Here is a 13087-nt window from a genome sequence, read left to right as displayed (position 1 = left end):
CTCTGCCAGTGAGTTAAACATGGGGATGGTAGGCAAATAGCGCTGGCGCCCCACCGGTATGCACAAACAGGATCGGGCCGTTATCTTTAAACCGCTTCTGTTCAATACCATCCAGCAACCCGGCCATCGCCTTCCCGGTGTACACAGGATCGAGCAAAATGCCTTCCAGACGCGCCAGCAGTTTTACTGCCTCCATGCCTTCATCATTTGGCCTGCCGTATCCCGGCGCAAAGTAGTCATCCCACAGCAAAATATCGGCAGTGGCCTGGATCTCTAGCTCACGCGCAATCGCCTGCTGTAATGTCACCACCTTGGGTTTTTGATCGGCAACGCTACGGGAAACCGTCACGCCAATCAGTTCGACCTCTGGCATCAGTTGCTCCAGACCGACAGCCAGTCCGGCATGCGTCCCCGCACTGCCAGACGCCACCACCACCGAGGAAAGACCCACCGCCCCTTCGCACTGCTGGGCAACCTCCAGCGCACTTTCCACATAGCCCATCGCACCGAGCGCATTGGAGCCGCCAACGGGGATCACATAGGGGCGGAACCCCTGGGCTTCGAGGCGTGTCGCCAGCTCATCCAGTTGCGTGACGGGATCGTTCAGCGCCTCGCACATTTCGATTTGCGCAGAAAACAGATCCAACAGTAAGCGGTTACCGTTGCTCAGGTAATTCTCTGCTGTCGTGCCAATCGGGTTTTCCAGCAGCGCCACACAGTGCAGCCCCAATTTTGCCGCCACCGCCGCTGTCTGGCGCACGTGGTTGGACTGGATCGCCCCGGCCGTCACCAGCGTATCCGCACCTTCGCGCAAGGCATCGGCGGCAAGAAACTCCAGTTTGCGCAGCTTATTACCGCCCATGGCGACAGGCGTCACATCATCACGCTTGATAAAAATCTCGCGCCCAAGGTAGTCGGAAAAACGCGGCAGGTACTCCAGTGGCGTGGGTGCGCCAATCAATTCCAGGCGCGGAAAGCGGGTCAAATTGTGCAGTGGCATAAAACCTCCGGATACCGGAAAACGATGAATGTTAATTTTTATTATGCACGCTAAAACTGATGAAATAAAAAAGGCGCTTGATTAAGCGCCTTTTTTTGCGGGCAACGATTACTTCGTCACATCCGCGCCGAACCATTTTTCCGACAGCGCTTTTAAGGAGCCGTCTTTTTGCATCTCTGCGATAGCCGTATCAATCGCCTTCAGCAGGTCATCATTGCCTTTGCGTACCGCAACGCCTGCTTCCTGACGGGAGAACGCATCCCCTGCCACGGCAAGCGTGTCTTTCGTTTTTTTCACCAGATCGAGTGCCGCCAGACGATCGACCAGAATGGCGTCAATGCGACCAACGCGCAGATCCTGATATTTTGTCGGGTCATCATCATAGGTGCGAATATCAACACCCTGAACATTCTGACGCAGCCACTCTTCATAGTTGGTGCCCAGACCAACGCCCACTTTCTTACCTTTCAGATCGGCGGCTGAGTGAATATCCGCTTCGTGACCTTTTTTTACCAGCGCCTGGATACCGGAGACCGTATACGGCGTGGAGAAGTCATATTTTTTCTTACGCTCATCAGTGATGGTCACCTGGTTAATGACCACGTCGATGCGTTTAGAATCCAGCGACGCCAGCATACCGTCCCATTTGGTGGGTTTCAGCGCGGCTTTCACGCCCAGGTGTTGCGCCAGCGCATCGGCGAACTCCACTTCAAACCCCGTCAGTTTGCCATCATCGCCCTGGAAACTGAACGGCGGGTAGGTGCCTTCCAGACCGACTAACAGTGTGCCACGCTCTTTAACCTTGCTGAGCAGGTTTTCCGCCGCGAAGGTTTTCGCGCTCATCCCCGCCACCAGCGCGACAGCCATCACGCCCATCAGCGCCTGACGTCCCAACAGTGCTAGTTTCATAGTCACCCCGATTAAGAATTTGACTGTAGTGCGCGGTGCCTGACGGTAAGTTCAAGCACGGCCCGGCTACATGTTATTCTTTTTCAATATATATCAGATATTGCGCCGACAGCGACTTTTTGCACTGCCGTGAAGCGCATCTGCGCTTTAAACTGCGCGTATTTGCGCAACGCAATCCGATAATTGTTGGTGCTGGTCGCGGGTAACCAGGGCTCCAGATTTTCGTCGAGGAAGCCTTCTTCAAGTAATTGACGGGAAATATTAAGTTCGCTGAGGTGATTCCCCAGCCGGCGCAGACGAACAACGTACTCGCGCACGGTACCGTGGCTCATTTCCGTTTGTTCGAAGAGATATTGTTTAAAACCGATGATATCAAAGAAATCGCTCTGCTCTTTGCAATGCAAATCGCCGCAGAAACGACACAACGCAACCCACTCTTTCTGCTCCTGTTGCCAGGCCGCTTCATCCAACAGCGTATCGAGGCGCGAAATCGCGATTTTATTGACGATTTCGCCCCGACGTACCAGTGTGATGCGGTCAAGCAACTTGTGACAATGAGCGCAATGCGTCTGGCTGTGTTTAAAGTCTTTAAGGTAGCGGCTTAAAGGCCGTCTTTTAGGTTGCTGCACCGTCATGATAACTCCTGGTTGTCAATGCGTTGTACGGCATTTCCCCAGGAGGCGATGCAGGATCACCAACCTATAACTTACCCAGCTTGGTACGTAAGCGCTTAATGGCCTGACTATGGAGCTGACTGACCCGCGATTCCCCTACTTCCAGGACGGCGCCAATCTCTTTGAGATTGAGTTCTTCCTGATAGTAAAGCGTTAATACCAGTTGTTCACGTTCCGGGAGCGATTCGATTGCTTCCATCACCCGGTGACGCAAATTACTTTCCATTAACTGGAATAACGGGTTTTCCTGTTGATGATCATCCGTCACCAGCTCGATACTGTCGCCATGCTCTTCCCGCCACTCATCGTAGGAAAAAAGCTGACTATTGTTCGTATCGAGCAACATCTGACGGTATTCCTCTACAGGAATGCCAAGACGCTGCGACACTTCTGTTTCCGACGCGTTACGTCCCAGTTCTTGCTCAAGTTGCCCCATCGCCTGCGCCACTTCGCGGGCATTACGCCGGACGCTTCGCGGCACCCAATCACGGCTGCGCAATTCGTCCAGCATCGCCCCACGAATACGCTGCACTGCGTAAGTGGTAAATGCCGTTCCTTGCAGGGCGTCATAGCGGTCTACTGCATTCAGTAGCCCGATTCCGCCCGCCTGTAGCAGGTCGTCCAGTTCCACGCTCGCCGGCAAACGCACCTGCAGGCGCAATGCTTCGTGACGCACCAGCGGAACATAACGCTGCCATAGCGAGTGTTTATCCATTACACCTTCAGCGGTATAGAGTGAATTCACGATAAACAGCCCTGCGTTAATTGAGTTATCGGCATGATTATCCGATTCTGGAGTGGTTTTAATCGGATGAATAATGGGTGAAATGGGGGGTTATTTGCATTAATAAAAGAATCGCAGTGAACTCAATGGATCCAAAAATGAAGAAACATCGAATAATCAATGCGGTAAAAGAACAATGCTAAAACGCTTCATTTTTCACATTTACATTGAAAATGTCGCTCCGGCATTGTCGCTGTTATTAACGAACCGCCCCAAACCTCTTTACCCTAATTGAAATTTTAGCTGCTGACCAACGTTTCTGCACGTTTCTATCCGCTAATAAGCGAGAGAAAATGATGGTTATTCGCACCCTGACAGAACCCCCCGGTCATTTACATTAAGGCATTGATCCCGACTGTCACTTATACGCCCGCGCGAGACTCACCGACGCAAGCAAGATGGTCAGGCAGATGGGCGGTCATGCCCTGAAATATCGCACTTCGAGGATACGATGAAACTGGCAATCTATGGTGCAGGCGGGCTGGGTAGAGAAGTTCTCGAACTGGCGAAGCAGATCAACGCCACCCACCCGCGCTGGGACGCATTCTGCTTTGTCGACGACTTGCACGCAGACAGGCAACTCAAAGGCCACCCGGTTGTCACGCTGGAGAGTCTGACGGCGAATGATCATGAAGTGGTGATCGCCGTGGGCGAACCTGCTTTGCGCCGGAAGCTGGCCGACAAAGCACGCGCCGCGGGTTTTACCTTGCCGGTGTTGGTGCATCCTGGGGCGCAAGTGAGCGCAGAGGTCACCTTTAATGAAGGCTGCGTGGTCTGTTACGGCACGTTTATCTCTTGCGACACGGTGATTGGACGTAACGTGCACCTGCAACCCAACGCCAGCCTCGGCCACGACTGCCAGATAGGCGACGACTGCGTCATCTCTTCTTATGCCAATCTGGCGGGTCAGTGCCAGGTGGGGCCGCGCACGTTTATTGGCATGAACGCGGTAATCCGCGAATGCACCGTCATCGGCGAAGACGCCATCATCAGCATGGGGGCCGCCGTGTTTGCCAATATCGCCGCTGGCGTCATTGCCATGGGGAACCCGGCAAGAGCAATTCGCGCAAACGACGACAAAAAAGTCTTTCGTTGAGCGACCTATTCCACCGCGCGGTCGTCAGCGATAGCGCGGCACAGATATTAATGAAATTTCCACGCTATTCTGGAGAAACACGATGTCAAATTTAGCAACCTATAACCGTATCTTTGTCGAAACCTTTGAAGTGGATGAAGCGATTCTTGCCGGATACAAATACCAGGATACCCCTTCCTGGGACTCCGTAGGCCATATGACGATGATTGCCTCTCTGGAAGACGCTTTCGACATCATGATGGATACCGATGACATCATCGAATTTTCTTCCTGGGAAAAAGGCAAAGAGATCCTGAAGAAATACGACGTTGAACTTCAGGACTAAGCCATGTTGCTGAAAGCGAAAACCGCCGTTATCACCGGTTGCCTGCAGGGTATCGGCAAGGCAACGCTGGAAACCTTCGCCAGAGCGGGCGCGAATGTTTTCGCCTGTTGTCAGGCGGAAACACCGGAATTCACCCAGTTTATCGCGCAGCTTAGCGCCGACTATCAGGTCGAGATCATCCCGGTTTACTTCGATCTGAGCGACAACGACGCGATAAAACAGGCGGCGATGACGATCCAGAAAGCGAAAAAACCGGTGGATATTCTGGTGAATATCGCCGGTGCAAATTTTGATGCCAACTTCCAGATGGTGACGCTGGAGCAGTTGCAAAAGACCTTCACCATCAACTTCTTCTCGCAAATCGCCTTTACCCAATACATCGCCCGTCTGATGCTGCGCCAGAAAAAAGGCAGCATCATTAATATCTCCAGCATTTCGGCGCTGGACGGTAATCCAGGCCAACTGGCCTACGCCAGCGCTAAAGCGGCGTGGATTGCGGCGACCAGGACTATGTCTGCTGAGTTAGGGCCACAAGGCGTTCGCGTCAATGCCGTAGCGCCTGGCGTCATCAGCACGGCGATGACGGCATCGCTGTCTGAAGAGGTGATGGCGCGGCAAATGTCACGCTGCGAGCTGAAGCGTCCTGGACTCGCTGAAGAAGTCGCCAACACACTGTTGTGGCTGGCATCTGACGCATCCAGCTACACCACAGGCCAGGTCATCCGCGTTGATGGCGGCATGGGTTGAGGAAACAAACATGTTGATGCAAGGAAAAACAGTACTGATCACCGGATGTCGTCGCGGTATGGGGCGCGCCATGGTGGATGTGTTCGCGGCCAGTGGGGCGAACATTTACGCCCACGCGCGTGAAGCCGATGAAGCATTTACGCAGGAAATGGCGCAGGTCGCCGCACAGCATGATGTGCAAATCTGGCCGCTCGGTTTTGATATGACCGACTACGAGGCCATGAAACTGGCGGTCAAGCGCATTATGTCCGACAAGCGCCCGCTGGATGCCGTGGTGAATAACGCCGGCATCACGCTGAACAGTCTGTTCCAGATGACCAGCGAAGCGCAGCTACGCGCCCAGTTTGAAGTGAACTTCTTCTCTGTCTACCTCTTTACCCAGTACATCGCCAAACTGATGACCCGCCATCAACATGGCAGCATCATCAATATTGCGTCAACGGCCGGTGAAGACGGTAATCCGGGCAAATCCGCCTACGGCGCATCAAAGGCCGCGCTGATTGCCATGACCAAATCCATTGCCGCTGAACTGGGTGAGAAAGGCATTCGCGCCAACTGCATCGCGCCGGGGATCACCGATACCGAGATGCTGCTCACCATGCCGGCGCAAGTGGTTGAAGATGCCAAAAACGGCGCGGACTTACGCCGTGCGGGCGAACCGGCGGAAATTGCGCAGGCGGCGTTGTTCCTCGCCAGCGATCTCTCCAGCTATATCACAGGCCAGACAATTCGCGTGGATGGTGGTCTCAAATGACGCAAAAAATTCAGGATGCGGCCCGACGCATTCGTACCCGTATCGTCAATGTGGCGCACCACGCGCCGAGCGACGGAGTGCACGTCTCCCCTGCTCTGTCGATGACCGACATTCTGAGTACGCTGTATGGCAGCGTCATGCGTTATGACCCACAGAACATCACCCGCCGCGAACGCGACCAGTTTATTCTGAGTAAAGGCCATGCCGCGCTGGGGCTGTACGCCACATTGTGCGAGTACGGCATTATCAGCGAAGAGCAGCTCAACGAGTTTGAGATCAACGGGTCCGTGTTGCAGGTTCATCCCACCAAACACCCGGAGTACGGCATCGACTTTTCTGGCGGCAGCCTGGCGCAGGGGCTCTCCTTCGCTACCGGGCTGGCGCTGGGGCGTCGCCTGAAAGGTGAAGCGTGGCAGACCTACGTGCTGGTCGGCGATGGGGAGTGCAACGAAGGGGCAATCTGGGAGTGCGCCTTTATGGCCGCGCACCACAACATTGATAACCTGACGCTGGTTGTCGATCGCAACGGCCTGCAATCCGATGGTTTTACCCGTGACGTAATGTCGATGGATCTCGAAGCACTGTGGCGCGCCTGTCGTTGGGAAACGCTGGTTTGCGATGGCCACGATATTGCCGCGTTGCAGGCTGCTTTCAACGCACCGCATCATGGGAAACCGAAGGTGATCATCGCCAATACGGTGAAAGGCAAAGGCGTGTCGTTTATGGAAAACAATAAAGAGTTCCACCGCAATCGCGTCTCTGCTCAGCAGTTAACCGATGCGCTGGGTGAACTGAATGGGGGCCAGCATGATTGAGTTCAAACCCGCCGCCATTCGCTCCTGGGCAATGCTCGGTTCACGCGGCACCTTTGGGATGACGCTGCTGGAACTCGCACACGATAACGATCGTATCGTCGCCCTGTCCGGCGACCTGTGCAAATCTTCCGGCCTCGATCGCTTTAGCACCACGTACCCGGAACGTTTTTTCAACACGGGGATTGCCGAACAGAACATGATCGGCGTCGCGGCCGGGCTGGCGGCAAGCGGCTATGTGCCTTTCGCCACCTCGTTTCCTAACTTTCTGACGCTGCGCGCCGCCGAGCAGGTACGCCTGAATCTTGGCTATATGCAGGAAAACGTCAAACTGGTCGGTCTGGCGTCCGGCCTGGCAACCGGGATGTTTGGTGCCACGCATCACGGTATTGAAGAGCTGGCAATGCTCCGCGCCGTCTCTAACATCGCCATTTTTTCCCCGGCGGACTGCACAGCAACCGTCAAAATGACCCAGGCGGCGCTTGAATATGATGGCCCGGTCTACCTGCGTCTCACTGGCGGCATGCGCGCGCCCATCGTTTACAAAGACGATTTTGAGCTGATCCCCGGCAAAGCCATCACCTTACGTGAAGGCAAAGATATCGCCATTATTGCCACCGGCAGTATGGTGCATGTTGCCCTGACCAGCGCCGGGCAACTGGCCGACAGGGGAATTGATGCCGCCGTTATTGATATGCATACCCTTAAACCCCTGGATGAAGCCGCTATCGCAGCGCATCTGGGGAAAAAGCTGCTGGTGACCATTGAAGAGCACAGCATAATTGGCGGTCTCGGCAGCGCCGTTGCGGAATACGTTAGCGCGCAAACACAACGCCCCAGACAATTAACCCTTGGTATTCCGCAAGGTTATCCGCACGCCGGTGACTACGGCTGGATGCTGGAACAAAGCGGTCTGACGGTGGAAAACCTCACAGCACAGGTCATGGACGCACTGCAATGAATGCTTTCTGGCATACACACCAGCACCCGGCTTCACAGCTGGCGCTGAAAGACGATCGCGGCATAAGCCTCAGCTACGGCGAGCTCACCGCGCGCGTTGACGAACTGGCGCAGCGTATTCCTCCACGCGCGCTGGTTTTTATTTTTTGCCATAACCAGGTGGAGACCGTCATTGGGTATCTTGCCTGCCTGAAACAGGACGCCGTCGCACTATTGCTGGACAACGCGCTGGATACGTCCCTCGCGCAGCAGTTGATCGATACCTATCGCCCGTCGTTTCTCTGGCAGCCGCAAGACGGCTGTTATCAGTTGCACGCCACCGGGCTAACGCCATGGGCACTCCATGATTCTCTGGCGTTACTGATGACAACATCCGGCTCAACCGGTAGCCCGAAACTGGTGCGCCTGAGCAAACGCAATCTGCAAAGCAACGCCGCCAGCATTGCACAATATCTGCAAATTGATCGCCATGAGCGCGGTCTGGTGAGTCTGCCGGTGAACTACGTTTACGGGCTCTCTATCATCAACAGCCACCTTTATGCCGGAGGCAGCCTGCTATTGACCGGGCATAGCGTGATGCAGCGTGAACTGTGGGATTTTGTCCGTACGGAACGCGCCAGCTCCTTCGCCGGGGTGCCTTATACCTGGGAGATGCTGCGTAAGCTGCGGTTTATGCGCATGGATCTGCCGGATTTACGCACCCTCACCCAGGCAGGCGGTAAACTTGCGCCGGCATTGCAGCAGGAATACACCGAATTCGCCGCCCAACAGGGTAAACGCTTTATCGTGATGTATGGCGCAGCGGAAGCCACCTCGCGCATGGCCTGGCTGCCGCCGGAAGATGCCGCCGCGCGGTACGGTTTTATCGGCAAACCGATCCCCGGTGGCGAATTCCTGCTGCTGGGAGATGATAACCAGCCGGTGACCACACCGGGAATGCACGGCGAGCTGATCTACCACGGCGAAAACGTGGCCCTGGGCTATGCCGAACGCGGTGAAGATCTGGCTCTTGGCGATGACTTTGCCGGTCGGTTGCATACCGGCGATATCGCCACGGTCGACAGCGACGGGTTCTATCGTATTGTCGGGCGCAAAAAACGTTTCCTGAAAATTTTCGGCAACCGCGTGGGGCTGGACGAAATGGAAGCGCTACTGAAAACGGCGTTTCCGGATACGACAATCGCCTGCGATGGCCGCGACGACTTGCTGTGCATCTTTATTACCGATGCATCGCTCGCGACAGCAGCCAAACAATACGCAGCAGACATCAGCAAACTACACGCGTCGGCATTTCGCGTGATCCCCCTCGCCGAGATCCCCAAAAACCCGGCAGGCAAAACGCTCTACCATAAGCTGAAAGATCATGTCCCTGCCGTTTAACGAGATCCTCAACATTGCCCCCTACTCGTTGGCCCGTGAGGAAAAGCGAGCGATGTTGCTGGCGCGCTTGCAAGCGTTAACCGCGCACCATTACGACCGCTGTGACGCCTACCGCGGTATGCTCGATGCACAATCCGTGAATCCGGCGTCGATTGTTGCGCTGGAGGATGTGCCTTTTCTGCCCGTGTCGCTGTTTAAATCGCTGGCGCTGAAAAGCATCCCGGACGATGAGGTGGTCAAAACCATGACCTCATCCGGCACCACCGGCCAGCAGGTATCGCGTATTTTTCTTGATAAAACCACCGCCTCTTACCAGCAAAAAGTGCTGGTGAAGATTGTCAGCCAGTTCACGGGCGCCAGCCGGTTACCGATGCTGGTTATCGACTCACCGGATGTGCTGAAAGACCGGCTGCAATTTTCCGCTCGCGGCGCGGGCATCCTCGGCTTCTCGCTGTTTGGCGCCGATCGCGCCTGGGCGCTGGATGAAAACATGGCGCTGAATATTCCGGTGATTGAAGCCTTCCTGGAAAAACACCAGGGTAAACGCATTCTGCTGTTCGGTTTCACCTTTATGGTCTGGCAGCATTTTTATAAAGCGCTGGCAGCGAGCGGTAAAAAACTGGCGCTGGACAATGCGCTGCTGATCCACGGCGGCGGCTGGAAAAAGTTGCAGCATGAAGCGGTTTCGCCAGCGGACTTCGCCCGCCGGTTGCAGGATGTCTGCGGCTTACCAGCGGTGCATGATTACTACGGCATGGTTGAACAAACTGGCTGTATCTATATGCAATGCGAGCAGGGCCACCTGCACGCGTCGATCTTCTCGGATGTGATTATTCGCGACCCACACAATTTCGCCTGTGCGCCCGTCGGCCAGCCGGGGATTATTCAGGTGCTGTCGTTGTTGCCCGAATCTTACCCTGGCCACGCGTTGCTGACGGAAGATGAAGGTGTATTACTGGGCGAAGATGACTGCCCATGCGGGCGCAAAGGCAAATATTTCCGGATCCTTGGTCGGCTGAAAAAAGCCGAATTACGCGGGTGTAGCGACACATATGCAGCAGAGTTTTAACGATCTGACCTTCATTCTGGGTGACGAAGCACAGTTACGGGCGATGCCGGAACGGGCAACGTATCCGGCCTTTGCCCCGGAAATTCTGGCGCTGTTGCACACCTTTTCCCGGCTGACATTACAAGATGCGGAAGCAAAAGCCTGGCCGGATGTGGTGAGCCTCGGTTTCTGGTGCCGGGAAGCCTCGCTGGCGCAAATGCAGGCAGCATACGGCGATCTGCCCAACCGCTATGGTCGCGGTGTCGTTTTTCATATCGCACCGGGGAATGTTGCCGCTAACTTCGCCTACTCGTTATTGACTGGCCTGCTGACCGGAAATGCCAATATTGTCCGTTTACCGGGGCGCGACCACCCGCAGGTGGCGATCATTGTGCGCCTGCTGGCTGCCGCCTTAATGCAGCATCCGGCACTGGCGCCGTATATCTGCCTGCTGCGTTATGAACGCCAGCAGTCGATCAATGACGCCCTTTCCGCACTGTGCGATACCCGCATTATCTGGGGTGGCGATGAAACCATCGCGCAGATCCGTCGCTCGCCGCTAAAACCACGCGCGCGGGAGATAGCCTTTGCCGACCGCTATTCCATTGCCGCCATTGATGCGGATCGCTATCTGGCGCATGCGGATAAAGAGAAGCTGGCGCGGGCGTTCTTTAATGACACCCTGCTCAATGACCAGAACGCCTGTTCTTCACCCTCGCTGGTGGTCTGGCTGGGAAAAGAGACGCAGGCCGCACGGGAACTCTTCTGGCAACACTTTCATGCCTTCGCCGCGCGCTTTTACCACCTGGAGCCGGTTGCGGCCGTCAATAAACTGACGCGGCTTTGTCTGCTGGGTGCAACGTGGCCCGGCGTTAAAAAGGTTTCCGCAGACGACAACCTGCTAGTGCGTATTGAACTGCCCGAAGTGAATAGCGCAGTGATGGAGTTACGCGGTAACTGCGGATTTTTCCTCGAGTATGTCGCCGAATCGCTGGATGAGATCGTGCCGGTATGCGGCGAGCGCTGCCAGACGCTGGCGACGTTTGGCATTGAGAATGCGACGGTGACTGCATGGCTGGCGACACGTCGACCACAGGGCATTGACCGCGTGGTGCCGTTTGGCCGCACGCTGGATTTCACCCTGCAATGGGATGGTTATGATCTGGTCGCCATGCTGACGCGAACCGTCGCCATTGGTTAATCGGCTTGCGGGCAAAAAAACGCCGGATGACCGGCGTTTTTTTATCAGGCAACGTGGCGAACGGGTTTACCGGACTTTTTTGTTTTCTGCGCATGCCGACGGATGATATCAATCACCCGCAGCTGATCGGCTTCTGTCAAATCCGGGTAGATGGGCAGGCAAAGGATCTGCTCGGCAATCGCGTTGGCGACCGGTAAATGATCCACCGAAGCGGTCGCTAAATGGCGGTACATGGCAAAAGAGCTGATGAGCGGGTAAAAATAGCGGCGCGAGTAGATCCCCTCCGCCTTCAGCGCATCGTACAACCCATCACGCGTAAGCGAATAGTCACTGCCCACCAGCACCGGATAATAGGCGTGGTTCCAGTCAAAACGCCCGGCGGCGTCAAACCAGCTGATGCCCGGGATGCCCTGCAACCCTTCACAGTAACGTTGATAAATCGTCGAGCGGGCCGCCAGTGCGCCGTCGATGTATTTCAGTTGTAGCAGGCCAAACGCCGCTTCCATCTCGTTCATTTTGGCGTTAATGCCCGGCGCAACAACACGCGTCTCCCCGGCAAAACCAAAGTTTTTCAGATAATCAATGCGCTGCTTGGTGCGGGCGTCATGGCAAATGATCGCGCCCCCCTCGAAGGTGTTAAACACTTTCGTGGCATGGAAACTGAGTACCGACAAATCGCCATGGTTGAGAATGCTGACACCATCTTTACGCACGCCAAATGCATGCGCTGCGTCGTAAATCACTTTCAGCCCGTAAACATCGGCAATCTGCTGAATGCGGTCAACATCGCAGGGAATGCCATAGCAATGCACCGGCATGATGGCGGTGGTCTGCGGGGTGATCAGCTCTTCAATGCGTTCCGGACTAATATTAAATGTCTGCGGATCGATATCGGCGAAGACGGGCGTCAGGCCATTCCACAGCAGGGTATGGGAGGTGGCGACAAACGAGTAAGGCGTGGTGATCACCTCGCCGGTAACGCGCAGCGCTTGCAGCGCGGTCAATAACGCCAGCGTACCGTTGGAAAACAGGCATACGTGTTTTACGCCCAGGTAGTTCGCCAGCTCCTCTTCGAGTTGCTGGTGAAAAGCGCCACCGTTAGTCAGGATGCGATTTTGCCAAATCTTCTCCATGTAGGGCATGAACTCCTCAAGAGGAGGCAAAAGCGGACTCGTGACAAAGATGTTATCGCCCATATGCAGACCTGCACGTTAATCAATGAGTCATTGCATGATAGCGAGGGGGCGGATTCGCTTATCGGTAAAACAGACGGCATTTCAGGTGCCAATTGCGCCCACGACGGCGCTATCCCCTAAAAAGAGGGTGAAAACGCTGGATATTTGACGGCTGGAACGCACTGAAATTATGTCAAATTCTAACCACGATTCGGTGATGGC

The 13087-nt window shown here is 55.3% G+C and carries 14 protein-coding genes; 9 read left to right on the top strand and 5 right to left on the bottom strand.

The annotated features are described in order from the left end of the window. Positions 1–13: 13 nt before the first annotated feature. From dcyD to ACQ3G7_RS10325, 4 genes are all read right to left on the bottom strand, one after another. A complete protein-coding gene (dcyD, locus tag ACQ3G7_RS10340) occupies positions 14–1000 on the bottom strand; it encodes a D-cysteine desulfhydrase (protein WP_430889752.1) in 987 nt (328 codons plus the stop codon). Positions 1001–1108: 108 nt separating this feature from the next. Then, entirely contained in the window at positions 1109–1909 is an 801-nt protein-coding gene (gene tcyJ, locus ACQ3G7_RS10335) for a cystine ABC transporter substrate-binding protein (protein WP_430889751.1), read from the bottom strand. 83 nt (positions 1910–1992) lie between these two features. Continuing rightward, positions 1993–2544 (bottom strand): flagella biosynthesis regulatory protein FliZ, encoded by a 552-nt coding sequence (fliZ, locus tag ACQ3G7_RS10330; protein WP_263100410.1) that lies wholly within the window; start codon positions 2542–2544, stop codon positions 1993–1995. A gap of 64 nt (positions 2545–2608) precedes the next feature. Further along, complete coding sequence (locus ACQ3G7_RS10325; RefSeq protein WP_061494319.1) at positions 2609–3328, bottom strand: RNA polymerase sigma factor FliA; 720 nt, start codon at positions 3326–3328, stop codon at positions 2609–2611. Positions 3329–3818: 490 nt separating this feature from the next. On the opposite strand from ACQ3G7_RS10325, the gene ACQ3G7_RS10320 reads away from it, so the two are divergent. From ACQ3G7_RS10320 to ACQ3G7_RS10280, 9 genes are all read left to right on the top strand, one after another. Beyond that, positions 3819–4463, top strand: coding sequence for an acetyltransferase (locus ACQ3G7_RS10320; protein WP_430889750.1), 645 nt, complete (start codon positions 3819–3821; stop codon positions 4461–4463). An 82-nt stretch (positions 4464–4545) separates the two neighbouring features. Further along, positions 4546–4788, top strand: a complete 243-nt coding sequence (locus ACQ3G7_RS10315; protein WP_061494317.1) for a hypothetical protein — start codon at positions 4546–4548, stop codon at positions 4786–4788. A gap of 3 nt (positions 4789–4791) precedes the next feature. Then, the gene (locus ACQ3G7_RS10310; RefSeq protein WP_430889749.1) at positions 4792–5535 is read left to right on the top strand and encodes an SDR family NAD(P)-dependent oxidoreductase; all 744 of its coding nucleotides are present in this window, start codon (positions 4792–4794) and stop codon (positions 5533–5535) included. A gap of 10 nt (positions 5536–5545) precedes the next feature. Beyond that, positions 5546–6289, top strand: coding sequence for an SDR family NAD(P)-dependent oxidoreductase (locus ACQ3G7_RS10305; RefSeq protein WP_263100407.1), 744 nt, complete (start codon positions 5546–5548; stop codon positions 6287–6289). Next, the gene (locus ACQ3G7_RS10300; protein WP_430889748.1) at positions 6286–7104 is read left to right on the top strand and encodes a transketolase; all 819 of its coding nucleotides are present in this window, start codon (positions 6286–6288) and stop codon (positions 7102–7104) included. The genes ACQ3G7_RS10305 and ACQ3G7_RS10300 overlap by 4 nt, the downstream gene beginning before the upstream one ends. Next, positions 7097–8062, top strand: a complete 966-nt coding sequence (locus ACQ3G7_RS10295; protein WP_430889747.1) for a transketolase family protein — start codon at positions 7097–7099, stop codon at positions 8060–8062. The genes ACQ3G7_RS10300 and ACQ3G7_RS10295 overlap by 8 nt, the downstream gene beginning before the upstream one ends. Beyond that, positions 8059–9441 (top strand): AMP-binding protein, encoded by a 1383-nt coding sequence (locus ACQ3G7_RS10290; protein WP_430889746.1) that lies wholly within the window; start codon positions 8059–8061, stop codon positions 9439–9441. The genes ACQ3G7_RS10295 and ACQ3G7_RS10290 overlap by 4 nt, the downstream gene beginning before the upstream one ends. Further along, positions 9425–10510 (top strand): LuxE/PaaK family acyltransferase, encoded by a 1086-nt coding sequence (locus ACQ3G7_RS10285; protein ID WP_430889745.1) that lies wholly within the window; start codon positions 9425–9427, stop codon positions 10508–10510. Before ACQ3G7_RS10290 ends, ACQ3G7_RS10285 begins: the two co-directional genes overlap by 17 nt. Then, positions 10494–11690, top strand: a complete 1197-nt coding sequence (locus tag ACQ3G7_RS10280) for an acyl-CoA reductase (RefSeq protein ID WP_430889744.1) — start codon at positions 10494–10496, stop codon at positions 11688–11690. Before ACQ3G7_RS10285 ends, ACQ3G7_RS10280 begins: the two co-directional genes overlap by 17 nt. Positions 11691–11734: 44 nt before the next feature. Here the strand turns inward: ACQ3G7_RS10280 and ACQ3G7_RS10275 are convergent, their stop codons facing one another. Next, positions 11735–12886, bottom strand: coding sequence for a DegT/DnrJ/EryC1/StrS family aminotransferase (locus ACQ3G7_RS10275; protein WP_263100401.1), 1152 nt, complete (start codon positions 12884–12886; stop codon positions 11735–11737). Positions 12887–13087: the final 201 nt, after the last annotated feature.

It is taken from the genome of Kosakonia sp. N21 (assembly GCF_050587465.1).
GTDB lineage: Bacteria > Pseudomonadota > Gammaproteobacteria > Enterobacterales > Enterobacteriaceae.
The sequence above is the reverse complement of the archived record's forward strand: the minus strand, read 5'-3'. Positions and strand labels throughout refer to the sequence as shown.

Excerpts from the sequence above, each read along its gene's own strand:
- dcyD (WP_430889752.1), bottom strand. The coding sequence starts at position 1,000 with ATGCCACTGCACAATTTGACCCGCTTTCCGCGCCTGGAATTGATTGGC.
- tcyJ (WP_430889751.1), bottom strand. The coding sequence starts at position 1,909 with ATGAAACTAGCACTGTTGGGACGTCAGGCGCTGATGGGCGTGATGGCT.
- fliZ (WP_263100410.1), bottom strand. The coding sequence starts at position 2,544 with ATGACGGTGCAGCAACCTAAAAGACGGCCTTTAAGCCGCTACCTTAAA.
- ACQ3G7_RS10320 (WP_430889750.1), top strand. The coding sequence starts at position 3,819 with ATGAAACTGGCAATCTATGGTGCAGGCGGGCTGGGTAGAGAAGTTCTC.
- ACQ3G7_RS10315 (WP_061494317.1), top strand. The coding sequence starts at position 4,546 with ATGTCAAATTTAGCAACCTATAACCGTATCTTTGTCGAAACCTTTGAA.
- ACQ3G7_RS10310 (WP_430889749.1), top strand. The coding sequence starts at position 4,792 with ATGTTGCTGAAAGCGAAAACCGCCGTTATCACCGGTTGCCTGCAGGGT.
- ACQ3G7_RS10305 (WP_263100407.1), top strand. The coding sequence starts at position 5,546 with ATGTTGATGCAAGGAAAAACAGTACTGATCACCGGATGTCGTCGCGGT.
- ACQ3G7_RS10300 (WP_430889748.1), top strand. The coding sequence starts at position 6,286 with ATGACGCAAAAAATTCAGGATGCGGCCCGACGCATTCGTACCCGTATC.
- ACQ3G7_RS10295 (WP_430889747.1), top strand. The coding sequence starts at position 7,097 with ATGATTGAGTTCAAACCCGCCGCCATTCGCTCCTGGGCAATGCTCGGT.
- ACQ3G7_RS10290 (WP_430889746.1), top strand. The coding sequence starts at position 8,059 with ATGAATGCTTTCTGGCATACACACCAGCACCCGGCTTCACAGCTGGCG.
- ACQ3G7_RS10285 (WP_430889745.1), top strand. The coding sequence starts at position 9,425 with ATGTCCCTGCCGTTTAACGAGATCCTCAACATTGCCCCCTACTCGTTG.
- ACQ3G7_RS10280 (WP_430889744.1), top strand. The coding sequence starts at position 10,494 with ATGCAGCAGAGTTTTAACGATCTGACCTTCATTCTGGGTGACGAAGCA.
- ACQ3G7_RS10275 (WP_263100401.1), bottom strand. The coding sequence starts at position 12,886 with ATGGGCGATAACATCTTTGTCACGAGTCCGCTTTTGCCTCCTCTTGAG.